This is a genomic window from Noviherbaspirillum autotrophicum, assembly GCF_000818395.1.
GTDB lineage: Bacteria > Pseudomonadota > Gammaproteobacteria > Burkholderiales > Burkholderiaceae_D > Noviherbaspirillum > Noviherbaspirillum autotrophicum.
The window spans coordinates 2,141,391-2,165,979 of record NZ_JWJG01000028.1 but is presented as its reverse complement, the minus strand read 5'-3'; the positions used below and the strand labels follow the sequence as shown (position 1 = coordinate 2,165,979).

27 protein-coding genes are annotated in these 24,589 nt (G+C 56.8%); 19 read left to right on the top strand and 8 right to left on the bottom strand.

The features are described from left to right. Window positions 1-71 precede the first annotated feature (71 nt). From TSA66_RS26180 to TSA66_RS26175, 5 genes are all read left to right on the top strand, one after another. Complete coding sequence (locus tag TSA66_RS26180; protein WP_040040102.1) at window positions 72-305, top strand: helix-turn-helix transcriptional regulator; 234 nt, start codon at window positions 72-74, stop codon at window positions 303-305. Continuing rightward, window positions 302-640, top strand: a complete 339-nt coding sequence (locus TSA66_RS11290; protein ID WP_040040101.1) for a hypothetical protein — start codon at window positions 302-304, stop codon at window positions 638-640. Before TSA66_RS26180 ends, TSA66_RS11290 begins: the two co-directional genes overlap by 4 nt. Beyond that, window positions 637-2,040 carry a DUF3631 domain-containing protein gene (locus TSA66_RS11285; protein ID WP_052452248.1) on the top strand — a complete coding sequence of 468 codons (1,404 nt, stop codon included), beginning with the start codon at window positions 637-639 and terminating at the stop codon, window positions 2,038-2,040. Before TSA66_RS11290 ends, TSA66_RS11285 begins: the two co-directional genes overlap by 4 nt. Then, a complete protein-coding gene (locus TSA66_RS11280; RefSeq protein ID WP_040040100.1) occupies window positions 2,037-2,447 on the top strand; it encodes a hypothetical protein in 411 nt (136 codons plus the stop codon). The genes TSA66_RS11285 and TSA66_RS11280 overlap by 4 nt, the downstream gene beginning before the upstream one ends. Window positions 2,448-2,598: 151 nt before the next feature. After that, window positions 2,599-3,048 (top strand): phage terminase small subunit P27 family, encoded by a 450-nt coding sequence (locus TSA66_RS26175; RefSeq protein WP_157691658.1) that lies wholly within the window; start codon window positions 2,599-2,601, stop codon window positions 3,046-3,048. A gap of 513 nt (window positions 3,049-3,561) precedes the next feature. Here TSA66_RS26175 and TSA66_RS11270 read toward each other — a convergent pair. Further along, complete coding sequence (locus TSA66_RS11270; RefSeq protein WP_052452246.1) at window positions 3,562-4,380, bottom strand: NaeI family type II restriction endonuclease; 819 nt, start codon at window positions 4,378-4,380, stop codon at window positions 3,562-3,564. A gap of 239 nt (window positions 4,381-4,619) precedes the next feature. On the opposite strand from TSA66_RS11270, the gene TSA66_RS26170 reads away from it, so the two are divergent. Together TSA66_RS26170 and TSA66_RS26165 are read left to right on the top strand one after the other, a co-directional pair. After that, window positions 4,620-5,588, top strand: a complete 969-nt coding sequence (locus TSA66_RS26170) for a DNA cytosine methyltransferase (protein ID WP_084199492.1) — start codon at window positions 4,620-4,622, stop codon at window positions 5,586-5,588. Beyond that, window positions 5,525-6,058 (top strand): very short patch repair endonuclease, encoded by a 534-nt coding sequence (locus TSA66_RS26165; RefSeq protein ID WP_084199490.1) that lies wholly within the window; start codon window positions 5,525-5,527, stop codon window positions 6,056-6,058. Before TSA66_RS26170 ends, TSA66_RS26165 begins: the two co-directional genes overlap by 64 nt. A gap of 70 nt (window positions 6,059-6,128) precedes the next feature. On the opposite strand, the gene TSA66_RS11255 is transcribed toward TSA66_RS26165, so the two are convergent. From TSA66_RS11255 to TSA66_RS11235, 5 genes are all read right to left on the bottom strand, one after another. Continuing rightward, complete coding sequence (locus TSA66_RS11255) at window positions 6,129-6,818, bottom strand: hypothetical protein (RefSeq protein WP_157691657.1); 690 nt, start codon at window positions 6,816-6,818, stop codon at window positions 6,129-6,131. A 914-nt stretch (window positions 6,819-7,732) separates the two neighbouring features. After that, a complete protein-coding gene (locus tag TSA66_RS11250; protein ID WP_040040096.1) occupies window positions 7,733-8,830 on the bottom strand; it encodes a hypothetical protein in 1,098 nt (365 codons plus the stop codon). Window positions 8,831-9,027: 197 nt separating this feature from the next. Next, the gene (locus TSA66_RS11245; RefSeq protein ID WP_332309941.1) at window positions 9,028-10,101 is read right to left on the bottom strand and encodes a CsgG/HfaB family protein; all 1,074 of its coding nucleotides are present in this window, start codon (window positions 10,099-10,101) and stop codon (window positions 9,028-9,030) included. A gap of 26 nt (window positions 10,102-10,127) precedes the next feature. Continuing rightward, entirely contained in the window at window positions 10,128-10,580 is a 453-nt protein-coding gene (locus TSA66_RS11240) for a curli assembly protein CsgF (protein WP_232429453.1), read from the bottom strand. Window positions 10,581-10,615: 35 nt separating this feature from the next. Continuing rightward, the gene (locus TSA66_RS11235; protein WP_040040094.1) at window positions 10,616-11,029 is read right to left on the bottom strand and encodes a CsgE family curli-type amyloid fiber assembly protein; all 414 of its coding nucleotides are present in this window, start codon (window positions 11,027-11,029) and stop codon (window positions 10,616-10,618) included. Between the two features lie 390 nt (window positions 11,030-11,419). Between TSA66_RS11235 and TSA66_RS11230 the strand changes: the two genes are divergently transcribed. The 12 genes from TSA66_RS11230 (at window position 11,420) to gloA (ending at window position 23,329) form a co-directional block, all read left to right on the top strand. Further along, a complete protein-coding gene (locus TSA66_RS11230; protein ID WP_232429452.1) occupies window positions 11,420-11,878 on the top strand; it encodes a hypothetical protein in 459 nt (152 codons plus the stop codon). Between the two features lie 4 nt (window positions 11,879-11,882). Continuing rightward, window positions 11,883-13,223, top strand: coding sequence for a tRNA (N6-isopentenyl adenosine(37)-C2)-methylthiotransferase MiaB (gene miaB, locus TSA66_RS11225; RefSeq protein ID WP_040040092.1), 1,341 nt, complete (start codon window positions 11,883-11,885; stop codon window positions 13,221-13,223). A gap of 26 nt (window positions 13,224-13,249) precedes the next feature. After that, the gene (locus TSA66_RS11220) at window positions 13,250-14,263 is read left to right on the top strand and encodes a PhoH family protein (RefSeq protein WP_040042455.1); all 1,014 of its coding nucleotides are present in this window, start codon (window positions 13,250-13,252) and stop codon (window positions 14,261-14,263) included. Then, window positions 14,247-14,705, top strand: coding sequence for an rRNA maturation RNase YbeY (gene ybeY / locus TSA66_RS11215; protein WP_040040091.1), 459 nt, complete (start codon window positions 14,247-14,249; stop codon window positions 14,703-14,705). The genes TSA66_RS11220 and ybeY overlap by 17 nt, the downstream gene beginning before the upstream one ends. A gap of 89 nt (window positions 14,706-14,794) precedes the next feature. Next, window positions 14,795-15,679, top strand: coding sequence for an HlyC/CorC family transporter (locus tag TSA66_RS11210; RefSeq protein ID WP_040042454.1), 885 nt, complete (start codon window positions 14,795-14,797; stop codon window positions 15,677-15,679). Window positions 15,680-15,925: 246 nt separating this feature from the next. After that, complete coding sequence (lnt, locus tag TSA66_RS11205; RefSeq protein WP_084199486.1) at window positions 15,926-17,443, top strand: apolipoprotein N-acyltransferase; 1,518 nt, start codon at window positions 15,926-15,928, stop codon at window positions 17,441-17,443. An 85-nt stretch (window positions 17,444-17,528) separates the two neighbouring features. Continuing rightward, window positions 17,529-18,440, top strand: a complete 912-nt coding sequence (gene glyQ / locus TSA66_RS11200) for a glycine--tRNA ligase subunit alpha (protein WP_040040090.1) — start codon at window positions 17,529-17,531, stop codon at window positions 18,438-18,440. An 86-nt stretch (window positions 18,441-18,526) separates the two neighbouring features. Then, window positions 18,527-20,611 (top strand): glycine--tRNA ligase subunit beta, encoded by a 2,085-nt coding sequence (gene glyS / locus TSA66_RS11195; RefSeq protein ID WP_040040089.1) that lies wholly within the window; start codon window positions 18,527-18,529, stop codon window positions 20,609-20,611. A 31-nt stretch (window positions 20,612-20,642) separates the two neighbouring features. Beyond that, the gene (gmhB, locus tag TSA66_RS11190; RefSeq protein WP_040040088.1) at window positions 20,643-21,203 is read left to right on the top strand and encodes a D-glycero-beta-D-manno-heptose 1,7-bisphosphate 7-phosphatase; all 561 of its coding nucleotides are present in this window, start codon (window positions 20,643-20,645) and stop codon (window positions 21,201-21,203) included. A 35-nt stretch (window positions 21,204-21,238) separates the two neighbouring features. Beyond that, on the top strand, window positions 21,239-22,024 hold the full coding sequence (locus TSA66_RS11185; protein WP_040040087.1) for a lysophospholipid acyltransferase family protein: 786 nt from the start codon (window positions 21,239-21,241) through the stop codon (window positions 22,022-22,024). Then, on the top strand, window positions 21,996-22,913 hold the full coding sequence (locus TSA66_RS11180; RefSeq protein WP_040040086.1) for a M48 family metallopeptidase: 918 nt from the start codon (window positions 21,996-21,998) through the stop codon (window positions 22,911-22,913). Before TSA66_RS11185 ends, TSA66_RS11180 begins: the two co-directional genes overlap by 29 nt. A 29-nt stretch (window positions 22,914-22,942) precedes the next feature. Further along, window positions 22,943-23,329 carry a lactoylglutathione lyase gene (gloA, locus tag TSA66_RS11175; RefSeq protein ID WP_040040085.1) on the top strand — a complete coding sequence of 129 codons (387 nt, stop codon included), beginning with the start codon at window positions 22,943-22,945 and terminating at the stop codon, window positions 23,327-23,329. Window positions 23,330-23,432: 103 nt separating this feature from the next. On the opposite strand, the gene TSA66_RS11170 is transcribed toward gloA, so the two are convergent. Both TSA66_RS11170 and rsmA read right to left on the bottom strand, forming a co-directional pair. Further along, complete coding sequence (locus tag TSA66_RS11170; protein WP_040040084.1) at window positions 23,433-23,708, bottom strand: HU family DNA-binding protein; 276 nt, start codon at window positions 23,706-23,708, stop codon at window positions 23,433-23,435. Window positions 23,709-23,817: 109 nt separating this feature from the next. Beyond that, window positions 23,818-24,588, bottom strand: a complete 771-nt coding sequence (gene rsmA / locus TSA66_RS11165) for a 16S rRNA (adenine(1518)-N(6)/adenine(1519)-N(6))-dimethyltransferase RsmA (RefSeq protein WP_040040083.1) — start codon at window positions 24,586-24,588, stop codon at window positions 23,818-23,820. Window position 24,589 lies beyond the last annotated feature (1 nt).

The window sequence follows — 24,589 nt, the reverse complement described above, 5'->3', positions numbered from 1 at the left end:
CACACGTGCTGACTTTATCGGTGCATCCGCCTACCCTGAAGTTACTTGGATAACTTCGGAAAGGTTAGGCGATGGTTGAACATCTCAATGCCGCAAATATCGTACGCATTTTGCGGCTCCAGCAGGTCAAAGAGCATACCGGACTATCTCGCTCGACAATCTATGCACTGATCAAGGCAGGCCTGTTCCCCGCCCCTATCTTGCTAGGGGCGCGTGCTGTCGGCTGGTTGGAAAGCGACGTTTCGGAGTTCATTGAAGGGCGTGTTAAGGCTTCGCGTAAATCAGTGCACGCAGGCCGGCAATGACTGAAATGCAAATACGTAGTTCGGGACTTGAACCGCTCGTCCGGCTGCGCAAGAAGAACCTGATGCCTAAGGCTGGGCTGATCTGGATCGGGCTTGGATTCCTACCGTCTAAAAAAAACGCGCTTGCCATTGACCCCGCACGCTTGCCCACTGACGACGACTGCAAGTCCGTGGCAGGCCTTGACGTGATACTCGTTGTAAACGGCTACGCAACAAATTATTACCCATTACGACGGCTATGCAGCGGCCTGATGGCCGCAAGACCGCGACGCTTTCAGCTTGTCGATCTGGACTACAAGCGCGTCGCGTTCCTTAAGCTGGGAGGTTTCCAATGAATGCACATATCGAGCAAGGGTTTGAGGTCGAACCCGAATCCCTGTCTGCTGCTGAAGCGCGGAGCATGGTGGGCGAAGCCGATGCGAATCTGCCGAAGAATGACCGCACAAAAAATTGCGCCCCGTTTGCGGAGATAGCTCCGTGGCCGGAGCCGGTCGATCACGCCGAATTGTTGACGCAAATATCCGCAACAGTACGGCGCTTCATCGTATGCGCCCCTGAAACGGCAGATGCAGCCGCACTGTGGATTGCGATGACATGGTTTATCGACGTGGTGCAGGTCGCGCCATTGGCAGTGATCACGGCACCTGAAAAACGATGCGGAAAGAGTCAACTGTTGACGCTTCTGTCCCGCATGTCACGTCGACCGCTCACGGCGAGCAACATTACACCGGCGGCCCTTTTTCGTTGCATCGATGAGTGGGCGCCTACTCTGTTTATCGATGAAGCGGATGCATTCATGCGTGAGAACGAAGAACTGCGCGGTGTCATCAATTGCGGGCACACTCGCGATTCCGCGTATGTAGTGCGGACCGTTGGAAAAGAGTTCACACCGAAAAAATTTAATGTTTGGGGCGCAAAGGCGGTTTCGGGTATTGGGCGCTTGGCAGATACGCTGATGGACCGTGCAATCGTATTGAAGTTACGACGAAAAATGCCAACAGAATTCGTGGAACGACTGCGCCATGCCGAATCGGATTTGTGGCAAAACTTCGCGCGGAAACTTTGCAGATTCGCGAACGACTATTCGAGTCAGGTTCGATCGGCAAGACCCGACCTTCCCGCCACGCTGAACGACCGCGCCCAGGACAATTGGGAGCCGCTTTTGCAAATTGCCGATACCGTAGGTGGAGATTGGCCGCGTATTGCTCGCGTAGCGGCTCTCAAACTATCAGGTGATGGCGAGCAATCGATGACTACTGGCATCGAACTGCTTTCGGACATCCACGATATTTTCGAGGCAAAAAAGGTCGATAGGCTGACCAGCGCCGAATTGGTGGCAGCGCTTGTGGAAGATGATGAAAAGCCGTGGGCCGGATACAACCGCGGTTTTCCGATCAAGCCCACGAACGTCGCAAAACTCTTGGGCGAATATGGGATTGCAGTTAATACCATCCGAATCCCGGGAAGTACAAAAAAAGGGTATATGCGAATTTGGTTTGAAGACGCCTTCGCACGCTACCTTTTTGCCGAACCGCTCAAACCTATTTCATCCGTAACGGCGTCACAAGCAAGTATTCATGCGGCTCCAGCCGTTACCCCCGTTTCACCTGTTACGGATATGACGGTAACGAACAGCGAAGCCGTAACGTGCAAAGCCAATATTCATGCGCGTTGTGACGGCGTTACGGCAAACACCGGACAAATGGTTGATTCTCAAATCGAGGTCGAACTATGACTCCACAAATATTGATCGACGAATGCCGCAAATCAGGTGTGGCACTCCTTCTCGACGGCTGCGCACTTAAATTGCGTGGCGAGCCCCATGTTGTTGCAGAAGTCGCCACCAAACTCCGGCCGCACAAGGCCGAATTGCTCCAGTACTTCCGGGAACATGCGTGCAACGACGCTACTGAACTAAACGGCGCTGATGGCAGACCAGCTTCCGAATGGCTCGCGATGATTAAGGAGTTGGATGCGCTGATCGACGAATTCTGCAACAGATTCAGATTATCCGACGAACAACACCAGCGGATTCTAGAAATGCGCTACAGGCAAAGTCTCGCAAGCATTCCAGGCACCCTCGAATGGTTCAGGCGAGAGCTTGGAGTCGATTCAACCCCAAACAACGCGGAGCAAAACTAGGCTGCCGATACGGGCCAGTGTTTTATGGGCAGCGCGATTGATGCGTTTAGCCTCCCCCCCTGTAAAAAGTTTGCGAGTGACGTTCCGTAACCGGCAGTATCCGCAAATTTTTTCAATTCCAGTTCACCACCATTTTTTTGGGAGTACCCAAATGACTGCACACTCTTCAACTAGCCGCGCAAAGCCGGGACGCAAACCAAATGGTCCAAAAGTTGCGCCGCTGGTAGAAACGCCGCCTGCACCAGATTATTTATCTCCACGCGCACGCGAAGAATGGAATCGGCTGGTACCAGCGGCAATTTCGATCGGAACATTCACTGCTGTTGACCATCGCGCAATGGAATTGCTTTGCGAAACTTTGGCGGCAATTGAAGAGTTAACCGCAGCCGTTCGCAACGAGGGCTGTATCCTTGATACTGGCGCTGGTGGGCGCAAAGGAAACCCACTGCTGCGGGCTATCAGTGAGCAGCGAAGCCAAGCGACGAAGCTGCTCGGGAGTTTTGGTTTGACGCCGCTTGGGCGCATGTCGGTTGACGTTAAGCCAGGGCCAATGAACGATAACCCATTAGTGGCACTGCTTAGAAAAAATATTAAAAATTAGATGGAACGCAGCAGCGTGGCTGGTAAGGAGTCTAATATTTGACCCTATAGGTGATGTTTTGAATGCAGGACGAATGATTGCGCCAGATCGAACAGGCGAACCGGACCTGCAAGACACTGTCCTATGTTCGGAGGGATTTGATCCTGCTTGCGACCTCCACCACTTGGTAAATACGCTAAAACGGAGCTAAATATGCATTGCCTCGAAATTCTGCGGCGCAACAACGCTGAATGGCCTCGTCCCCAATCCCCCGCTGAACGTCACGAAACTGCGATACTCCATCTAGAAGAACGGCTTGGTATCGCTGTTGACCGAACCGATCCGATGCTACCGGCAATCGCAAGAATGGAAATGTGGCTGACCGCTTGGTGCAATCACAAAGTCAAACGATCATGGTAATGCGGGTGCTGGGGCAATGCGCAAGGAAAATAGTGAGCCCGAAGCATTAAATGAGGGAATTTATCGGATTCTTCAAATGATCGCAGGGCAGTACCGGACACAATCGGTAGCGCACTAAAGCCGAATACTTAACCAATCATCATCCTTGTAGTCATGAAAACCATAGCGGTCGAATTCGACGCGGTCGGCGAGGTAGGCAGAGCATAGAACAAGAAAATTATCTCGCGCGAGAATCGCCTTGGATTCACGTGCTCGTTTTAACGGATCTTTTGATTGAGCGACTTGTAATATCGCTGATCGCGGAATGATTTTTCCAGTGACGTTTCTAAAGAGCGCGTGGATTCGTCCTGTTGCGGATGCAGGGGAAAGGATCGCATCCCGCGTCTTATCACTCAAATCCAATAGGAAGTTCCGTTCCAGTGGTTGAGCTTTCAGAACCCAGCGAATACGCTGCTTTCCCGCCGCAGAAACACTCTTTTTGCCATCCTGGTTAGGTCTGCCTGTAAGAACGTCAGGAGTCATCCGTAGAAGGCCGATATTAAAAACCCCGGAGTTATCATCTCCGCTTATTAATAAGCAGATATGGCCAACAGCCTCCCGAGGGATCATCCAGTTGCCTGAAAGCGAAAACTTGGTGTCGACTTCGTGGCCTCTAATTTTGTTATCGAGAAGATCGCCACGTTGTAAGCTAAGTTGATCCCTAACAACGATTTCAACTTTCGTACCGATGTAAGTCTTTTCAGTCTTTTCGAGTTGCTCGATGCAGTAACGCCCCGTACGAGGCCCATCAATCACCTCGTCGAACGACTGGCGTAAGGCTTTGCCGATAATCGATGCCAAGTCCGGAATGGCTGTGAAGAAAGAATAAACATCATTAAGAACGGGATCGGTGCCGTTAGGGACAGGTGGCGTGCATTCCGGAAAGAGTGACATATACCAAGTTTCCAAATTACAAGGAAACATGAAGTATGGCTTATCGGAAATACCCTCACAAGCGCCAATTCTTTGTGATAGATTCGCCTCCAATCGCAGAAATATTCTGCGCTGCTATTTTTCGTCAATGCAACAAAGCTGTTGTTGGTCAAGAAGTTGCATAATTTCCATTCAAGACTGAAACCTAAGTAAATTGCAATAGTCGCATTTTTAATGCGACTCAAGAATAGAGTTTGTTTATGAGCATTTTTGTTACAGGACCAACGTCGCTGGAAGTCTGCAGTGGCGCCGGAGGCCAAGCGCTGGGCATTGAAATGGCTGGTTTTGACCATGTTGGCCTGGTTGAAATCGAGCCTCCTGCTTGCGCAACTCTACGTACGAATCGCCCTGAGTGGAAAGTGTTTGAAGGCGATTTGCGACAATTTGATGGGCGCGGTTTTAAAGGTGTGGACCTGCTTGCAGGCGGAGTGCCTTGCCCGCCTTTTTCCAAAGCAGGTAAGCAACTCGGTGCCAACGACGAGCGGGATTTGTTTCCGGAAGCAATTCGTTTGGTTGACGAATGCCGTCCCCGGGCTGTTATGTTGGAAAATGTCCGCGGACTTCTGGACCCCGTCTTCGATGATTACCGGGCAAAGGTCGAACGACAACTGAAGAAGTTAGGCTATGTCTGCGGATGGCGGTTGCTAAATGCGTCTGACTATGGTGTTTCTCAGCTCCGGCCCCGGGTTATTATGGTCGGGATTCAAAAGGGTATTTCTGAGCCATTTGCATGGCCGGAACCGAATCTGCACAAGCCGCCCACGGTCGGCGAACTGCTGCACGACCTTATGGCTTCGCGAGGATGGCGAGGGGCTGACCGATGGCGTGAAATTGCAAATACAATTGCTCCAACGCTAGTTGGCGGTTCAAAAAAGCACGGTGGTCCGGACCTTGGGCCGACACGGGCGAAAAAGGCTTGGGCTGCTCTTGGCGTTGATGGCCATGGTCTGTGGGATCTCCCGCCTGAACCGGATTTTGTCGGTATGCCGCGCTTGACTCCTCGTATGGCCGCACGTATTCAAGGTTTTCCGGATTCATGGGTTTTTTCTGGAAAAAAAACTGCCGCATATCGGCAAATCGGTAATGCATTTCCCCCGCCGGTTGCATGCGCTGTTGCGAGGCAAATTCTTGTAACGGTTACGGGACGCAGGCTTATCGCAGCTGCATAAACATCACACGAGCAAGTCACTCAAAGACAGGAGTACGTCGAGAGGGCACTGTGGACAAAATATCTTCAGAGCGTCGAAGTGAAAACATGCGCTCGATTCGAAGCTCGAATACCAAGCCCGAGCTCATAGTCCGTAGGCTAGTCCACAGCTACGGCTATCGATTCCGACTTCACCGCAAGGACCTACCCGGGAAGCCTGATCTCGTCTTTCCCAGCCGAAAAGCAGTAATCTTCGTTCACGGGTGCTTCTGGCACATGCACGGTTGCCCGTCCGTCCGCGTCCCGAAATCGAATATCGACTATTGGAAGCCCAAGCTCGAACGGAATCAAGAGCGGGACCTGCAGAGTCGCTCTTCACTTGAAAGGCTAGGTTGGAAGGTATTGACTGTGTGGGAGTGTGAAGTCAAAGACCTAAACGCTCTAGAGCGCAAGTTAAAAAACTTCCTGTCGCCACTTCAGCCACCTCCCTGATAACCGAATCAGCGAAGGCAAATTTACGCCACCGTTTCTTCATGCGGACAGAGGATACATGTCAGCGAGATTAACTCGTACCCGACAACAACTTTCGGCAAGCATCTCGGACATCATTTTCATCAGGCAAGTGAACGTCTCCGAACGTGTGCCTCGTCTTACAGGCAAGAATGACATTATTGAATGGCGGAATTGCGTCGGCAAGCAAGTCTTGGGACTTGATCTTTCGGCCTTTATCACCCTTCTCCGAACGAAAAAATGAGTTTGTCACGTACAGATCGATATTTGTGTCGCCGACCCAGCAATCAACTCTAAACAAAGCGTCGGCCAAGGGATGCTGCTTGACGTTGATTCCCTCGCTTCGTATGAGGGAGATGACGTACTGCTCCTTTAAGAACGAGTAGTAGGCGATCCCAATCCTCCACCGCACGGCGTTCCTTGCCAAGGGCTCCTTGGCCTTATCAAGCCGAGCAACCTTCAACACTTGCGCCTCAATATCCTCGTACATGGCGTCCTTGAAAATCGGATGTCGAGCGAAATCATCGAATGACGGAAGTCGGCCTGCTTCTTCGGTTACGAAATGCAGCAAGTGAGTGAATGCGAAGTCCGGATGCCAGTCACGAATGGCTGGAACTTCATTAACCACACTGCTCTCGATTTCCTTGAGAGCATGGTTTGAACGGTCTGCTGCGATCCATTTGCAAAGCTCGAGTACATCTTGCGGACGGATGCTATCGACCGTATTGGTCGTGTGGTTCATGACCCGAGGAACGACTATTCTCTTCCTAGCGTCGGCTTTCCAATCGTTAAGGCATTCCATAGCCTTTGCCGACCTCGAAAACCGCTCGATAACTTCTGGCGATCCTGTCAAAGTTCACACCTTTCCAAAAAGAAACTCATCCGTTGATTTTAAACGATTGGAGTTGTTGATAGGAAAGTAACACACCGGGGCCGACAAGCCCCCCAGAGAGCAAGACGGATGACAAGCGTCTCTGCGCCCTCATTTTGCAAGGCGCCCCATTGGCGCGAGCACGGTTTCGCTCGTGCGGCAAATGTCGTGCAGGGCAGGTGGTAAGCCTTACCATTGAAACACTATGTGAGCAAACGCGCTTCCCAAGCATGGCGAAGGCTATCGCCATTTTCCCGCGCGTTGAAAATTTGCACGGCACCTTCCTTCACTTGGCTGGTTCCACGAGTTAAGTGCCACGCATTGGTACCTTGGATACATCGGGCGCCAAAATATAGCCTTCCCGACGCTTGCGCAGCATTTGCGTAATTGAAGCTTGGTTGGCTCGACCGGGGAAGCGCAAGCCACAAAGCATCATCGGCTAGATCACCGTGTAGCGCGACCATTGGGGGCAACTATGGGGGCAACTTCTTAGCAATAATTTCTGCTGCCGCGTAATGATGAGCGTTTCAAAGCGATGTTAAAGTGAACCTATCCCACCAGAATTTCCCTGCACAAGGGTGACGAAAACAAGCCGACCATCTGGTCGGCTTTTTCGTTTGCGCCGCCAAAAAACCGGAGCGCCGTGTCACGGACCATTTCAGGGAAAAGTTCGGCTGTGAGGGGAAGCGGCGCAAAACGCCAGCAGCGGCTACGCGACTTCCCGACTATCGATACGGGCGAACGAAGATCCGCTCGCCCGTCATTCCAACAGCATCCCGCGCAACTTAGCGCTGAACGATTGCAGCGCGGTTTCCGCTACCCGTTTGGGTAATGGATGCCTCCAGATTGGCACCGATCTGGGCGATGTAGGCGACGTTGCGCGAGGCATAGCCGCAGCCCGCGCCATCCTGCTTGATTTCGGCCTTGTTGTTGCGGCCGACTTCATAGATGTGCGCTTCGTTCCAGCCGCCGCGTTGCTCCGTGGAGGCCACGTTGCTGCGTCCCTGCTGGTAGATGTCGGCATACTGATAGACGCCGATCTGGTCGGCGGTCGCGGTATTGCCGACGCCGTTCTGGGATACCAGCGCCAGTGATTCGTTGGCGCTGTGCTGCAGGATGCCGGCGCTGTTACCCAGGCCGGACTGCATTACGTTCGCCAGCACGCCTCTGGACGTGTTCTGCTCGATGCCCGCAAAGTTGCCACGCCCCTCCTGGACGATCGAGGCGACGGAGTACGACGTATGCTCCTGCGCCACCAGGCCGATGTTATCGTGACCATTTTGCAGAACCGAGGCACGCACCGAAACGACGTCCTTCTGATTCACTGTGCCGGTGTTATTCACGCCAAACTGTGCAATGCCGGCAAACGCATCCTGTGCCTTGCGCTGCGTTGCCTGCGCCTGGTTGGTATCGCCGGTCTGGCGGATGTCGGCAATACTGTCGACCACATGGTTCTGCTTCACCTTGCCATTATTTTCGACGCCGGATTGATGGATGGAGGCGAGCGTGTTGTAGGTGTTTTTCTGATTGATGGTCGCAGCGTTGGCGGCGCCGTCCTGCAGGATCAGGGCAGTGCTGGCAACAACATTCTTCTGCTTTGCCGACGCGGAGTTGTAATCGCCGTTCTGCACGACGATCACTTGCGAAGCAGTGCTGTCCTGCTGCACGATGCCTTTCGAAGTCGGATCGCCGGACTGCCCTACCTGGTTGCCGGTGCCGTTCTGGTTAATCGAGACGACCGAGCCGACGTTATCGTACTGCTGGACGTAGGTATCGTTCGCGGTGCCGGTTTGCGTGACGCTGGCGCCACCGGCCGCCATGGCGAAGTTTGTTGCGTATGCCAGGCTGATGCCCAACGCAATTGCCGAGAATTTCAATTTCATTCTTATCTTCTCCTCTGGGTTAGTAGCGGAAACAACAGGGGCGTCTTTACAGCAAACATATCCAGCGCCCCTAACGACTGGATAAATCTTGCGTAATTGCAGTAGCCATGCCTGAATTCAACTTTTCTAAAGGCAAAAGACTCCCCCTGCAGACAGCAGACTGCAGATGATTGATAAATGAAGTCGCGGCAGCGCCGTTACGTTTCGGGCACGATGTCTGTAACAGCGGGATCGGCTGCAGCCGCAATCGGCTGCGCTTGATCAATGGCGAAAGACAGCGGCGCGCCCGCCGGTGCCGGCTCCTTGCTGGAGACCGGAGGGGCCGCTTGAGCGGCTGCCGGGGCTGCCGCTGCGGGCGGACGGGCCAGCGACGCGGCGGCATCGTTGCTTTCCTTCAGATAGGATTGGATGATCGGCGCATGCCAGTCCTTGTCATCCTTGAGTGCCCACACCTTGTCGTTCAAGCCCTGCACGACGAGATGCACCACCGCCGCCTCGATCGCCTCCTTGACGCAGAGTTGAGCCGGCTCGTTGCGGGTATAGCCACCTTCCAGCTCCAGCAAGTCCTTGAAGTTCACAAAGCGGAACACGCCGGTATGCAGTTCGTAGGAATAGACGGTCTTGGTGGTCGAGACGCTGTTGAGGATCTGGCCACTGCGAATATCGACGCTGCGCAGGTTGATGGTGACCTGGTCGACGCGATACTGCGCATTGGCGCCGATGCCGAGATACCGTGCTCCGGCGCCCCCTGTGCGCACGTTCGACTCGTAGGCGACGATACCGCCCTCGATCAGCACGGACGCGGGCAACAACGCCGGCAGGTTGGTCGGCGGCGCATTCTTGCTATCCTGCGGCGCCTCCAGCGCGCGCACGATCTTGCGCTCCGTGAGCAGATTCTGCAAGTTTTCGCGCTCGACCGGCGTGAACCAGCCGGAGTCTTTGAGCGCCTTGACCAGCATGGAAGCGGCGCCCTGCGTGACGGAGGTCGAGAAGGAACTATCCGGCGCGGGCTTGTACTGCCCAGTCTGGTCGCGGAATGCATAGACGGCCGCCACGACCTTGCCCTTCGGCTCGGGCAAGCTGACCAGATCGCGCGTGATTCTTGTTGCGGGCGTCAATTGCGCGTTGGCGACAGCTTCCGAGGCCGGTTGAGTCGCGCAACCGGCGAGCAGCATCCCGGCCAGCAACAGCAAACCGAGCAGGTGCGGCAAAGTATTTTTCCTTCTTTTTGTGTACGACATCGCAATCATCGGAATTAGATTGGAGTTCATTGCGGCCCCTAGTTGGTCGATGAGCTTTACTGTGACTGGGATACTTGGAAACTGGTGGTCGCGCCAGTCTTAAGATCGGTCGTAGTAATCTGCACCATGCCATTGCCCAAATTGGTAATCGCAATACGGAAATCACCAGATTGGAATGTACCCGGTATAAACTTTCCATCCGCCGATATTAGGTTTTTTGAGGCAGCAGTTGACAGGTCATCCAATACGCGCCTCTGCAGACTCTCATTGAACTGCTCAAGCGGCGTCTTATTTCCGAACAATGAAGACGGGTCGTCCGGGTCCTTGTGCCTGTTTTGCGCCTGCGCCGAATTGAGCAGCACGGAACCGTTGAGCGGACTACCGCCGAATGCGGGATTGACCGGCACGTAGACGAGTTCCGTAGCCCCAGCCGGCGACAGTTCCATTGTTGAGGCTGCCGTGGCGGCAGCGATCAATACATTCCGAAACCGAGTTTTTGCAAGATTCATTTTCCCCCCTTGTACAACTTGTTTTTGAATGCGCGCTACAGCTCGTCAGGAGCAAGATCACGATCGTGCGACATCAATCGTTGGACCTCGATATCCATCACGTTCTGAAATGCGATATCTGCAGCTTCGCGACTGATTTCCTTCACATTCGCCCGCGTTGCCTGCAATACGATCTGGAACACACGGCGCTGCGCATACTCCACCCACAATTGGCTGCCGAAGCGAGCGGATGGCCGTTCATGGATCGCAATGGCATATCGTTCACTCGTTTCCCTGTCACGCCACAACGCCGCGAAGTATTGGTAGAACTCGTGGCCGACAACCGTGACTGTCTGGTCCAGCACCACGCCGGCGTACAACTCTTGCGGCTGCGCGGCAACATCTTCCGTTGCCGCCTGCGCTGCCGATACGAAGATCGCCGACAAAATTGCGACTAGCTGTTGACGCATTTCTATTCCTTCTGCAAAGCATTCAATCAGCGATTGGCACTATGAAATTTTTGTTAAGCATTGTTGTGATTTGGATTGTCATGGCGCGAGGAAAATAGCAAATTGACTACTCTCAATCTCATGCAATTTTCCATACATTACGTGTTGCAGTGTCTAAGCAGAAAGCTTGTTGCCAATGCGTTATTCGTGCGCATTTACGCATGCTGGTTTCCGTATTTTTTACAAACGACTGCCTATGAAAAAATACAAAAAATACAAAGCGTGGATGGCACTCTTCTCGTATAGAGCTACGAAGAAATATTTCTCACCATCTAGCCACATCGGTGTGTCTCTTGCGATTGACAGAAAGCGGCAGTGCTATAATTCGCATGCCTTTCCCGTAATAAAATCATGCAGTTACCGGGTAAAGCGATGCGGGATTCCGCAGATGCAGTTCACTGGCAACTGCGCCGAGTCTCACCATTTTTCTCTGTGCGCGTTTCGCGCTTTCGACTACACGGGGGTATGAGAATGTGGCGTCGCCCCTTCCTCATCGTTTTTCTATCGATATTGGGCGTGCTTCCGGCGCATGCATTCGAACGCCCCTTTCCGCAAAATGTGCAGCGCGGCACCATGTCGCCGGCGCCCCATCCGGAAATCGTATTGAATGGCCGGTTGCGTCATTTGGCGGCCGGCGCGCGCATCTGGAATCAGGACAATCTGATCGAGATGCCGGCTTCGCTGCGCGGCAATGATTTACCGGTGAATTACACCGAAAATGCAGAAGGCGAAATCGACCGCGTCTGGATCCTGAACGCGGACGAAGCAAGCCAGCCGCTGGCAAATCAAGTTAACAGTCAGTCCCGATAATTCCATGCCGAAAAAAGTATTTATCAAGACCTTCGGCTGCCAGATGAACGAGTACGACTCGGACAAAATGGCAGATGTATTGAATGCCGCCGAAGGCGTCGTGAAGGCCGATACGCCGGAAGAGGCCGACGTGATCCTGCTGAACACGTGCTCGGTGCGCGAGAAGGCACAGGAAAAGGTATTTTCCGACCTCGGTCGCCTGCGTGAGCTGAAGCTGACCAAGCCAGACCTGGTGATCGGTGTCGGCGGCTGCGTCGCGTCGCAAGAGGGCGAAGCGATCGTCAAGCGCGCGCCTTACGTCGACGTTGTGTTCGGCCCGCAGACGCTGCACCGTTTGCCGGAATTGATTAGCCAGCGTCGCAGCTCTGGTCGTGCGCAAGTCGATATCAGCTTCCCGGAAATCGAGAAATTCGACCATTTGCCACCGGCCAAGGTGGAAGGCGCGACCGCCTTCGTGTCCATCATGGAAGGCTGCAGCAAGTATTGCAGCTATTGTGTGGTGCCGTACACGCGCGGCGAAGAAGTGTCGCGCCGCTTCGAGGATGTGCTTACCGAAGTTGCCGGCCTGGCCGAGCAAGGCGTGAAGGAAATCACGCTGCTGGGACAGAACGTCAACGCCTATCGTGGTGCGATGGCGGATGGCGAAATCGCCGACTTTGCGCTCTTGATCGAATATGTCGCGGAGATCCCCGGCATCGAGCGTATCCGTTTCGTCACCAGCCACCCGAAGGAATTCACGCAACGCTTAATCGACACTTACGCGAAAGTGCCGAAGCTGGTCAATCACTTGTACCTGCCGGCACAGCATGGTTCCGACCGCATCCTAGCGGCAATGAAGCGCGGCTATACCGTGCTGGAATACAAATCGGTGATCCGGCGCCTGCGCGAAATCCGCCCCGACATTTCGGTGGCGAGCGATTTCATCGTTGGCTTTCCGGGCGAAACCGATGCCGACTTCGATGCCCTGATGAAGCTGATTAACGATATCGGTTACGACCACAGCTTCAGTTTCATCTTCAGCCCGCGCCCCGGTACGCCGGCGGCCAACCTGACGGATGACACGCCGCACGAAGTGAAATTGAAACGCCTGCAGCACCTCCAGGCAACGATCGAGGCGAATGCACGCAAGATCAGCGAAAGCATGGTCGGCGGCAAGCAACGCATCCTGGTGGAAGGGCCGTCGAAAAAAGATCCGACCGAATTGCAGGGTCGCACGGAGAACAACCGCGTGGTCAATTTTGACGGCGGCCCCCACGCGCAGCGCCTGATCGGGCAATTTATCGACGTTAATATCGTGCACGCCTATCCGAATTCGCTGCGCGGCGAACTTGTCATTAAAGATTGACTCTCAAGAGATCCTTCATTCCGATTTTGAAATCCAAAATTCCAGCCCAACCCAAGCACTTCATCCCGGAGCCACTCGACAACAAGCGGCTCGCGCATCTATGCGGCCCGATGGATGAAAACCTCCGGCAGATTTCCGCCGCACTTGACGTCACGATTTTCCGCCGCGGCGAAAAATTCATCGTCAATGGCGGCAATGCCGATCGCGCCGTTGAATTGCTCGACAATTTTTATCAAGTCGCCGACCAAGCCATCTCCGTGGAAGACGTGCAACTGGCCCTGGTCGAGCATAATGCAACCAAGCAGGGCAACGGAGCGGCCAAGGAAGCAAACGAGATTGAAGAAGACGTCAGTCCCGAGCTGAAAACCCGCCGTCACGATTTGCGCGGCCGCACGCCGCACCAGAACCAGTACATCAAGTCGATCCTGGAGCATGACGTCAGCTTCGGCGTCGGCCCGGCCGGCACCGGCAAGACCTACCTGGCAGTCGCCTGCGCAGTCGATGCGCTCGAGCGCGATGCAGTCAAGCGCATCGTGCTGACGCGCCCGGCGGTCGAGGCCGGGGAGCGACTCGGCTTTCTGCCGGGCGATCTTGCACAAAAAGTCGATCCCTATCTGCGGCCTTTGTATGACGCTCTGTATGACTTGCTCGGTTTCGACAAGACACAAAAGATGTTCGAAAAGCAGGTGATCGAGATTGCGCCGCTGGCCTACATGCGTGGACGCACCTTGAACCATGCCTTCATCATTCTCGACGAAGCGCAAAACACCACGCCGGAACAGATGAAAATGTTCCTGACGCGTATCGGCTTTGGCAGCAAGGCTGTCATCACCGGCGACATCACGCAGATCGACTTGCAGCGCACGCAGAAAAGTGGCCTGGTCGACGCGATTCACATCCTCAAGAAAGTGCGCGGCATCGCGTTCACTCATTTCACCAGCGCCGACGTAGTGCGCCACCCGCTGGTGGCGCGCATCGTCGACGCATACGACGCAGCCACGCCAAAAAGCGCATCGATCAGAAATGCCGAAAGAAAATAAGCTCTCCCTCTCCATCCAGTATCCCGATCCCCGCCTGAAAGAATCGATTACGCGCAGCAAGTTGCGGCGCTGGATACAGGCTGCGCTGTTCGCGCCGGCCGAACTGGCGGTCCGCTTCGTCGACGCCGACGAAGGCAGGACGCTGAACCGCGACTACCGCGGCAAGGATTACGCTACCAATGTGCTGACCTTCGCCTATACCGAAGACGAAGATAGCGAGGTCACGCAAGCCGACATCATCCTGTGCACCGACGTGCTGCAGCGCGAAGCGGCCGAGCAAAACAAGTCGGTCGAGTCGCATGCCGCGCACCTGGTGGTGCACGGCGTGCTGCACGCCCAGGGTTACGACCACGAAACGGACGAGGAAGCGGCGGAAATGGAACAGCTCGAAGTGGAGATCCTCGCCAAGCTGGGCCAAGCCAATCCCTATTCAGGAAATTAACGTCCTGACAAGGCTTATCAGGCACATTGGTGGGTTTCGGCCCGCATTTGTTGTATGCTATAAGCCTTCCCAACGACGGCTTTTGCCATATGCAAGATCACCCTGGTGGTGTTAAATACCTCGACACCAAACCGCACCGGTCACTGTTTGAACGCCTGACCGCCCTGATTTCCCCCGAACCCGAGAATCGCGCCGAGCTGCTCGAAATCCTGCACGACGCGCATGAGCGCAACCTGATCGACGCCGATGCGCTGTCGATGATCGAAGGCGTATTCCAGGTGTCCGACCTGTCCGCGCGCGACATCATGGTGCCGCGCCCGCAGATGGACGTCATCGATATCACCAAGCCGATCGAGGAATGGATGCCGCTGGTGCTGGAGACGGCGCACTCTCGCTTTCCGGCCATCGACGGCGACCGCGACAAGGTGATCGGCACCTTGCTGGCCAAGGATTTGCTGCGTTACTACGCGGAAGAATCGTTCGACGTGCGCGACATGCTGCGACCGGCCGTGTTCATCCCCGAATCGAAGCAGCTCAACGTGCTGCTGCGCGATTTCCGCTCCAACCGCAACCACATGGCCATCGTGGTCGACGAATATGGCGGCGTGGCGGGCCTGATCACGATCGAGGACGTGCTGGAGCAAATCGTCGGCGACATCGAGGATGAATACGATTTCGACGAGGAAGAGGACAATATCCTGCCCGTGAAGGACGGCATGCGCCGGCTGCGCTGGCGGGTCAAGGCCCTGACCGAGATCGAACAGCTCAACGAAACGCTGGGCACCAATTTCTCGGATGAGGATGTCGATACCATCGGCGGGCTCGTCGCCAACCATCTCGGCCGCGTGCCGCGCAAAGGCGATGTGTTCGATATCGCCGGCGTGCGCTTCGAGGTATTGCGCGCCGACGCGCGTCAGGTGCACGTGTTGCTGGTGGAAAAACTGCCACAGCCGGCACAGGAAGAATTTTCTTAATAACAAGCGTACCGCGATGGAGGCGGCAGCTGTCGGCGTCTGAATAAGGCACGACAGCCGCCTTGTCCTTGTCATTCCCGCGCAGGCGGGAACCGATGCTGCGTTGATCCGTTCCCTGCACTGGCAGAATTTTCTGCAGGCGCCGCCCTGTAGGAGCAGGAGTGACAAGGTCGGCACTCTGCCGTGACTCAAAAAAATATCCGCGTGAAAAAGTCTGCCCTCCCCTTCCCGACATTCTCCCTGTCCATGCTCGCCGCCTTGAGCGCGGGGGCGCTCAATGTTTTCGCCTTTGCGCCCTTTGGCCTGTGGCCGCTGCAGATCCTGAGCCTGGCGCTGGTGTTCCGGCTGGCGCTGTCGCAGGCATCCGTCCGGCACGGCGCATTCATCGGCTGGGCTTACGGTTTCGGCTGGCTGGCGGCTGGCACGCATTGGTTATTCATCAGCATGCATCGCTATGGCGGTATGCCCGGATGGATGGCGGCGCTTGCCGTCGCTGTGCTGGCGTTCTTGCTGGGTGCGCTGGCGGCCATGGCCATGGGCGGCGCGACATGGCTGCGGCAGCGCTGGTCGCTCGGCGCGGGCGCGTCGCTGCTGCTGGTCTTTCCACCGCTGTGGGCCTTGGCCGAATGGACGCGCGGCTGGATATTTACCGGTTTTCCGTGGATAAGTTCGGGTTACGCCCACAGCGTCGGGCCGCTGTCAGGCTTTGCCCCTGTCATCGGCGTGTACGGACTGGCACTGGTGGCGGGCATCATGGCTGGCTGCCTGGCATTACTGCCGGCAAAAAGACTGCCCGTGCTGCTGGCAGCGGGGCTTTGCGCGGTCGGAGTCGGCTTGAAAACCATTTCCTGGACAACGCCGCATGGCCAGCCAATTTCAGTGCGCCTGCTTCAAGGTAACGTTCCGCAAGAAATGAAGTTCGCTCCCGAGCACATCGAAGCGACGCTGTCCTTGTATTACGACATGATCAGCGCGCAGCGGGCAGACTTGATCGCCACTCCGGAAACCGCGATTCCGCTGCTGTCGAGCCAACTGCCGCCGGATTATCTGGAAAAGCTGAAAGAATTTGCACGCAAATCGGCGAGCCATGTCGCGCTCGGCATTCCCGTGATGGACGGCCCCATGCAGTACGCTAACAGCATGATCGGCTTGTCGCCATCCGCCATGGCCGCTCCCTACCGATACGACAAGCACCATCTGGTGCCGTTCGGCGAATTCATCCCACTGGGGGCGCGCTGGTTCGTCGACATGATGCATATTCCCTTGGGCGATTTCACGCGCGGCGCCTTGCTGCAGGCACCGTTTTCGGTGCGCGACCAACATGTACTGCCAAATATTTGCTATGAAGACTTGTTTGGAGAAGAAATCGCGGCCCAACTGCGGGCAGGTCAAGCAAAAAAAATCCCTCAGGCAACGATCCTGCTGAATCTCTCCAATATCGCCTGGTTTGGCGATTCCATTGCATTACCTCAGCATTTGCAGATCTCACAAATGCGTGCGATCGAGACTGGTCGTCCGATGCTGCGCGCCACCAATACCGGGGCAACCGCCGTCATCGATGCCCGGGGACACATCGTCGCACAACTGCAGCCATTCGAACGGGGCGTCTTGAGCACCGACGTCCAGGGGTATGAAGGCTTGACGCCATACTGCCTTTACGGCAACACCGTGACCGTGGCGTTGTGTATTGCCCTCCTGTTGACCGCCTGGGTCATGCACCGGACTCGTCGTAACAATCCGCATAGCCCCCACAAAAACCGCTAAAATCTAGGGTTTTGGCGAATTTCCCCCATTAACTTTCGCCCAGGCAAAAAAATAATATTTCGCCGGACGGAAAGGCAACCAAACGATGCTCACATTTCAACAAGTCATTCTCAAGCTGCAAGAGTATTGGGATGCGCAAGGATGCGCCCTGCTGCAGCCGTACGACATGGAAGTCGGCGCGGGCACTTCGCATACCGCGACCTTTCTGCGCGCCATCGGACCGGAGCCGTGGCGCGCCGCCTATGTGCAGCCGTCGCGTCGCCCGAAAGATGGGCGTTACGGAGAGAATCCGAATCGCATGCAGCACTACTACCAATACCAGGTGGTATTGAAGCCGGCACCAGAAAACATTCTCGACCTGTATCTCGGCTCGCTGGAAGCTTTGGGCTTGAATTTGAAGCAGAACGATGTGCGCTTCGTCGAGGACGACTGGGAAAACCCGACCCTGGGCGCCTGGGGCCTCGGCTGGGAAGTGTGGCTCAACGGCATGGAAGTCACGCAATTCACTTATTTCCAGCAAGTTGGCGGCCTCGACTGCAAGCCGGTGCTGGGCGAAATCACTTACGGCATCGAGCGTCTGGCGATGTACCTGCAAGGCGTGGAAAACGTCTACGACCTGGTGTGGACCGAGTGGGAAGAGCATGGCGTCACCAAGCGCCTGACCTACGGCGACGTGTTCCACCAGAATGAAGTCGAACAGTCGACCTTCAACTTCGAGCATTCGAATACCGAATTCCTGTTCTCGCTGTTCTCCAGTTACGAAGCGGAAGCCAAGCGCCTGATGGAAGTGCCGCTGGCGCTGCCCGCCTATGAAATGATCCTGAAGGCGGCGCACACCTTCAACATGCTCGATGCGCGCGGCGCGATTTCGGTGACTGAACGCGCTGCCTACATTGGCCGCATCCGCAACCTGTCGCGCGCCGTGGCGCATGCCTATTACGAGTCGCGTGAAAAGCTGGGCTTCCCGATGTGCGGCGACGCGCGCAAAGCCGCCTGAGCCGTCGTCCCGAATCAAGGTGGGGCGTCCTTAAAAAACCATAAAGCCACTGGATTACGGCTTATGCCGGAATCACTGCGAAAAACATGAACCAAACACTGTTAGTCGAACTGCTTACCGAAGAACTCCCGCCGAAAGCGCTCGCCAAGCTGGGCGACTCGTTTGCCGCCGGTATTTTCAATGGCTTGAAGTCGCGCGACTTCGTCGAAGCCGACTCCGTCGTCACTGCCTATGCAACGCCGCGCCGGCTGGCGGTGTCGATCAGCAAGGTAAGTGCAACCTCTCCGGATAAATCGATTCGTGAAAAAGTGCTGCCGGTCGCGGTGGCGCTCGACAAGGAAGGAAATCCGGCTGCGCCGCTGGCAAAGAAGCTGGCCGCGCTCGGCTTTCCCGACCTGAAGCTCAGCGACCTGGAGCGCGCCTCCGACGGCAAGGCAGAAAGCTTTTTCTATACCTACACCGCGCCTGGTTCGACGCTGCACAACGGCCTGCAGGCAGCACTGGAAGAAACGCTGCCCAAGCTGCCGATTCCGAAACTGATGAGCTACCAGCGCCCGGACGGCACTACCGTACAATTCGTGCGCCCGGCGCACAAGCTGATCGCACTGCACGGCGGCGAAGTCGTGCCGGTCGCCATCCTCGGCCTGTCCGCAGGACGCGCCACATTGGGCCACCGCTTCCTGTCGCAAGGCGAACTATCCGTCTCGCATGCCGATGCCTACGCAGAGACGCTGGAAGTGCACGGCAAGGTCATCGCGTCGGTCGCCGATCGCAAGGAACGAATCCGTGCCGCCTTGATCGACAAGGCAGGCCGCGACAAGGTATTGATGCCGGAGTCGCTGCTTGACGAAGTCAGCGCGCTGGTCGAATGGCCCGTCGTCTATGAATGCAATTTCGAGGAATCCTTCCTGGCGGTGCCGCAGGAATGCCTGATCCTCACGATGCAGACCAACCAGAAATACTTCGCGCTGACCGATGCCGGCAACCGCCTGCGTTCGCGCTTCCTGATCGTGTCGAACCTGGAAACGGCCGACCCGCAGCACATCATCGGCGGCAACGAGCGCGTGGTGCGCCCGCGTCTGTCCGATGCGAAATTCTTCTTTGAGCAGGACAAGAAAAAGAAACTGGCGGACCGCCTGCCCGGCCTGGCCAACGTGGTGTACCACAACAAGCTGGGTACACAGGCACAGCGCACCGAGCGCGTGAAAACCCTGGCGTGCAAAGTCGCCGCGGCCTTGAATACCGACGTCGCGCAGGCCGAACGCGGCGCGCTGCTGGCGAAAGCCGACCTGCTGACCGACATGGTCGGCGAGTTTCCCGAGCTGCAGGGCATCATGGGCACCTATTACGCCCGTCACGACGGCGAGCAGGAAGAAGTCGCACTGGCCGCATCAGAACACTATCAGCCGCGCTTCGCCGGCGATGCGCTGCCGTCGACCGCCACCGGCACCGTGGTGGCACTGGCCGACAAGCTGGAAACACTGGTCGGTATCTGGGGCATCGGCTTGCAGCCGACCGGCGACAAGGACCCGTTCGCGCTGCGTCGCCACGCGCTGGGCGTACTGCGCATGCTGGTGGAAAAACGCCTGCCGCTGCCCCTGAACGGCTTGCTGCAGGATGCGGCGCAGCTATTCGCCGGCAACGCCAATTTCAAGGAAGCGACCGCAGAAGTCACTGCCTTCATGCTCGACCGCTTGCGCGGCCTGCTGCGCGAGCGCGGCTACACGCCGAACGAAATCGAAGCGGTCGTCGCTCAGAACCCTGAACGCCTCGACAACATCATCGAACGCCTCGATGCCGTGCACGCATTCGCCGCATTGCCGGAAGCCGAATCGCTGGCAGCTGCCAACAAGCGCATCACTAACATCCTCAAGAAGAGCGAAGGCGCGCGTGCCGCGGTGCAGCCGGCATTGCTGAAGGAAGTCGCGGAAGAACGCCTGTACGCCGCGATGGTGCAGTTAAGGCCGCAGGTCGACGCCGCCTTTGCCAAGGGCGACTACACCGGCACGCTCAAGTCGCTCGCGCATCTGCGCAACGACGTCGACGCCTTCTTCAACGACGTGATGGTGATGGCCGAGGACCTGGAACTGCGCAACAACCGCGTCGCGCTGCTGTCCGATCTGCACGGCATGATGAACCAGGTAGCCGATATCTCGAAACTGGCTACGTAAATACGAAACTGAGCACGAAACAGGGCTGAGCATGAAGCTGATCATTCTCGATCGCGACGGCGTCATCAACCACGATTCCGACAACTTCATCAAGTCGCCGGACGAGTGGGTTCCGATCCCGGGATCGCTGGAAGCGATCGCGCGCCTGAACCAGGCGGGCTATCGCGTGGTGGTGGCGACCAACCAGTCCGGCGTTGCGCGCGGGCTGTTCAACATCGTCACCCTGAACGCCATTCACCAGAAGCTGCATCAGGCGGCAAGACAGGTCGGTGCCGATATCGGCGCGATCTTCTTTTGTCCGCATGCCGCCGACGACAACTGCGACTGCCGCAAGCCCAAGCCGGGGCTGCTTCTGGAAATCGCCAAGCGCTTCGACGTCAGCCTGAAAGGCGTGCCGACCGTGGGCGATTCACTGCGCGACCTGCAGGCAGGCTTCATCGTCGGCTGCACGCCTTACCTGGTACGGACCGGCAAGGGCGAAAAGACGCTCGCCAAGGGCGGCCTGCCGCCCGGGACTACCGTGCATGCCGACCTCGCCGCGGTCGTCGACCATCTGCTAAAAACGAATGCCGAAGTGGCTGCTGCGGCATAAGCCGCACCCACACTCGCCCAACCTCTGGAGACCCAATGTCACGTTTTGTCTTGTTCCTGCGTTCGCTCGTATTCGTGCTGCTGATGGTGGTCGCCACCATCATCTGGGCGCCGATATGCTTTCTGTTCGCGCCGCTGCCCTATAACCAGCGCTATTTCCTGACCAGCTTCTGGAACAGGTTCGTGATCTGGGCCGGAAAAGTCGTGTGCGGCATGCGCTATCAGTTCAAGGGTTATGAAAACCTGCCTGACGCGCCGGCCATCCTGCTGTCGAAACATCAGTCGGCCTGGGAAACGATCTTCTTCCTGTATGCGATGCCGCGCCCGCTGGTCTACGTCTTCAAGAAAGAACTGCTGTACATTCCATTTTTCGGTTGGGCCATCGCGCTGATGCGCATGATTCCGATCGACCGCAGCAAGACCCGCGACGCTTTTGCGCAGGTGGTCGCGCACGGCAGAAAGCGGCTGGCGGGCGGTCAATGGATCATCATGTTCCCGGAAGGTACCCGCTCGTACGTCGGCAAAAAGGGAAAATACAAGGCCGGCGGCGCGCGCCTGGCGATCGAGACCAACACCGTGGTGGTGCCGATTGCGATGAACGCCGGCGAGTGCTGGCCGAAGAACTCCTTCATCAAGAAGCCGGGCCTGATCACGGTCTCGATCGGCAAGCCGATTTCACCGGAAGGAAAGACGCAGCAGGCGTTGATCCAGGAAGTGGAAAAGTGGATAGAATCGGAAATGCGCGTTATTTCCTCGCCCGGCATTTACTCCAAAAGCTCGATTCCCAACACACTTGAAGCTGCGTCGCCAGACTCCGCCTGATCCGCAGCAGCTCACGCTGCAGCTCGATTTCTTTTCGCCCGACGCGCAGCCGAAAGCAGCCGGCGACCAGCCGGCTGCGTCGCCGTCACCACAGCCGATTTTCCAGCCGGCCCCGCCGGAACTGCAGCTAGCGCCCGGCACGCCCTCCTCCCAGGCGCCGTCGCGCGCGAAACGGCATATCCGCGTGGGCGAGCATGTGCTCGAATACCGCCTGCTGCGCTCCAAGCGCCGCTCGATCGGCTTTCTCATCGACGAGGACGGCTTGCGCATCACTGCGCCGCGCTGGGTGCCGCTGGCGGAAATCGAAAGCGCCATTCACGAAAAGCGGCGCTGGATATTTGCCAAGCTCAGCGAACGGCGCGAGCGCTCTGCGCGCCGACTGCAGCCGCACATGCAATGGCGCGACGGCGCGACCCTGCCCTATTTCGGCGAGCAGATCACCTTGCGCATCCTTGCTGCGCAAGCCGCTGGCGTCGCCTACAGTGACGCCTTGCGCGAGCTGATTGTCAGCCTGCCGCCGGACGCAAGCGAGCAGCAGCTCAAGGACCGTGTGCAGGGCTGGCTGCAGCAGGAGGCACGGCGCGTCTTCGCCGAACGCTTGCCCGTCTATGCGGCCAGGCTCGGCGTCACCTACCGCGCGTTCGCCCTGTCATCAGCAACCACGCAATGGGGTTCCTGCACCGCGGATGGAAGGATCCGGCTCAACTGGCGGCTGATCCATTTCGCGCTGCCAATGATCGACTACGTGATCGCGCACGAACTGTCACATCTGCGCGAGATGAATCACAGCCCGCGCTTCTGGGCTACCGTACAATCCATATTTCCCGAGTTCGAGGCAGCCAGGCGCGTATTGCGCGCCAGCGGCCCGGACACCCTGCCGGAATTTTGAGCGACCGGCGTTCATGAAAGGAAACCAGCATGCGCATACTGCACACCATGCTGCGGGTCGGCGACCTGCAGCGATCGATCGACTTTTACACCAAGGTGCTCGGCATGAAACTGCTGCGCACCACCGACCGCCCGGAACAAAAATACACGCTGGCCTTCGTCGGCTACGGCACCAATCCCGAGCATGCTGAACTGGAACTGACCTATAACTACGGCGTCGACCAGTATGAACTCGGCACTGCCTACGGCCATATCGCCATTGCAGTGGACGATGCATATACGACCTGCGAAAACGTCAAGGCGCAAGGCGGCTCGGTGACGCGCGAGGCTGGTCCGGTAAAAGGCGGCAGCACCGTGATCGCCTTCGTGCAGGATCCGGATGGCTACAAAATCGAGTTAATCGAACGAAAAGAATAACGGGGCAGGCTGGCGGAAACGCCCTCTGCAAGGGCAGGCAGCGCTAGGCGGGAGCGACGGGCTCGATGGAGCGCCGTCGCCGGAATGCGGGTAATGCAATAACTTACTTGTTCACTGCGTCCTTGAATGCCTTGCCTGCAGAGAATTTCACCGTGTTGGCGGCTGCAATCTTGATCTCTTCGCCGGTACGCGGATTGCGGCCGGTGCGCTCTGCGCGCTTGCCTGCTGCAAACGTACCGAAGCCAACCAGTTGCACGGTGTCGCCGTCGGCAACCGCTTTCACCACGTTGTTGACGAACGATTCGAGAGCGCGTTGGGCGACGGCCTTGGATACGTCGCAATCGGCTGCAATAGCGTCGATCAGTTCAGTTTTGTTCATGCTTTCTCCATGTGTGTCGGAGCGCGGATTCTAGCATCAGAGTGTCCGAACAGTAATAAAAATCAAGGGATGTGGCGCTGCATTGACACTTTCGCCATGCAGCCAGCGCTTATGGTAACCGATTCGCGAGCCCGACGAATTGCTCCATCGGCACTTCCTCTGGCCGTGCCTGGGGATTGATGCCGGCATCGATCAGTTCGTTTTCGCTGAACATGCCGGCCACGCAATTGCGCAGCACCTTGCGCCGCTGCGAAAACGCCTTCGTCACCACCTGTTCCAGCTTGCCCACATCGCATGCCAGCGGCTGCGCCAGCGGAATCATGCGCACGATGGCGGAATCGACCTGCGGCGGCGGGTCGAACGCGGTGGGCGGCACCACAAACAACAGTTCCATGTGATAGCGCCACTGCAGCATGACCGACAAGCGGCCGTACGCCTTGCTGCCCGGCTCGGCGACCATGCGCTCGACCACCTCCTTTTGCAGCATGAAATGCTGGTCCTGCACTTGGGGCGCGATCTGCGCAAGATGGAACAAGAGCGGGCTGGAGATGTTATACGGCAGGTTGCCGACCACGCGCAGCTTTTTGCCTTCCGCCCGGGGAATCGATGCGAAATCGAATTGGAGCGCATCGCCGGCATGAATGACAAGCTTGTCCGGGTCGAAATTCCGTTGCAGGCGCGCGACCAAGTCGCGGTCGAGCTCAACGACGTGCAGCCGTGACAGCGACTCCAGCAAAAGTCGCGTCATCGCTGCCAGACCCGGCCCAATCTCGACCATCGTGTCGTCGGGTTGTGGATCGATGGCACGGATGATGTCGTACAAAACCCCTTGGTCGGTCAGGAAGTTCTGGCCGAAGCGCTTGCGTGGAATATGTTTCATT

Excerpts from the sequence above, each read along its gene's own strand:
- lnt (WP_084199486.1), top strand. The coding sequence starts at position 15,926 with ATGCTCGCCGCCTTGAGCGCGGGGGCGCTCAATGTTTTCGCCTTTGCG.
- TSA66_RS11290 (WP_040040101.1), top strand. The coding sequence starts at position 302 with ATGACTGAAATGCAAATACGTAGTTCGGGACTTGAACCGCTCGTCCGG.
- TSA66_RS11230 (WP_232429452.1), top strand. The coding sequence starts at position 11,420 with ATGCAGTTACCGGGTAAAGCGATGCGGGATTCCGCAGATGCAGTTCAC.
- TSA66_RS11210 (WP_040042454.1), top strand. The coding sequence starts at position 14,795 with ATGCAAGATCACCCTGGTGGTGTTAAATACCTCGACACCAAACCGCAC.
- TSA66_RS11185 (WP_040040087.1), top strand. The coding sequence starts at position 21,239 with ATGTCACGTTTTGTCTTGTTCCTGCGTTCGCTCGTATTCGTGCTGCTG.
- TSA66_RS11285 (WP_052452248.1), top strand. The coding sequence starts at position 637 with ATGAATGCACATATCGAGCAAGGGTTTGAGGTCGAACCCGAATCCCTG.
- TSA66_RS11170 (WP_040040084.1), bottom strand. The coding sequence starts at position 23,708 with ATGAACAAAACTGAACTGATCGACGCTATTGCAGCCGATTGCGACGTA.
- TSA66_RS26170 (WP_084199492.1), top strand. The coding sequence starts at position 4,620 with ATGAGCATTTTTGTTACAGGACCAACGTCGCTGGAAGTCTGCAGTGGC.
- TSA66_RS26175 (WP_157691658.1), top strand. The coding sequence starts at position 2,599 with ATGACTGCACACTCTTCAACTAGCCGCGCAAAGCCGGGACGCAAACCA.
- rsmA (WP_040040083.1), bottom strand. The coding sequence starts at position 24,588 with ATGAAACATATTCCACGCAAGCGCTTCGGCCAGAACTTCCTGACCGAC.
- TSA66_RS11250 (WP_040040096.1), bottom strand. The coding sequence starts at position 8,830 with ATGAAATTGAAATTCTCGGCAATTGCGTTGGGCATCAGCCTGGCATAC.
- TSA66_RS26180 (WP_040040102.1), top strand. The coding sequence starts at position 72 with ATGGTTGAACATCTCAATGCCGCAAATATCGTACGCATTTTGCGGCTC.
- TSA66_RS11245 (WP_332309941.1), bottom strand. The coding sequence starts at position 10,101 with ATGAACTCCAATCTAATTCCGATGATTGCGATGTCGTACACAAAAAGA.
- miaB (WP_040040092.1), top strand. The coding sequence starts at position 11,883 with ATGCCGAAAAAAGTATTTATCAAGACCTTCGGCTGCCAGATGAACGAG.
- TSA66_RS11235 (WP_040040094.1), bottom strand. The coding sequence starts at position 11,029 with ATGCGTCAACAGCTAGTCGCAATTTTGTCGGCGATCTTCGTATCGGCA.
- glyS (WP_040040089.1), top strand. The coding sequence starts at position 18,527 with ATGAACCAAACACTGTTAGTCGAACTGCTTACCGAAGAACTCCCGCCG.
- gloA (WP_040040085.1), top strand. The coding sequence starts at position 22,943 with ATGCGCATACTGCACACCATGCTGCGGGTCGGCGACCTGCAGCGATCG.
- glyQ (WP_040040090.1), top strand. The coding sequence starts at position 17,529 with ATGCTCACATTTCAACAAGTCATTCTCAAGCTGCAAGAGTATTGGGAT.
- TSA66_RS11280 (WP_040040100.1), top strand. The coding sequence starts at position 2,037 with ATGACTCCACAAATATTGATCGACGAATGCCGCAAATCAGGTGTGGCA.
- TSA66_RS11240 (WP_232429453.1), bottom strand. The coding sequence starts at position 10,580 with ATGAATCTTGCAAAAACTCGGTTTCGGAATGTATTGATCGCTGCCGCC.
- TSA66_RS11270 (WP_052452246.1), bottom strand. The coding sequence starts at position 4,380 with ATGTCACTCTTTCCGGAATGCACGCCACCTGTCCCTAACGGCACCGAT.
- TSA66_RS11255 (WP_157691657.1), bottom strand. The coding sequence starts at position 6,818 with ATGAACCACACGACCAATACGGTCGATAGCATCCGTCCGCAAGATGTA.
- TSA66_RS26165 (WP_084199490.1), top strand. The coding sequence starts at position 5,525 with ATGCGCTGTTGCGAGGCAAATTCTTGTAACGGTTACGGGACGCAGGCT.
- ybeY (WP_040040091.1), top strand. The coding sequence starts at position 14,247 with ATGCCGAAAGAAAATAAGCTCTCCCTCTCCATCCAGTATCCCGATCCC.
- gmhB (WP_040040088.1), top strand. The coding sequence starts at position 20,643 with ATGAAGCTGATCATTCTCGATCGCGACGGCGTCATCAACCACGATTCC.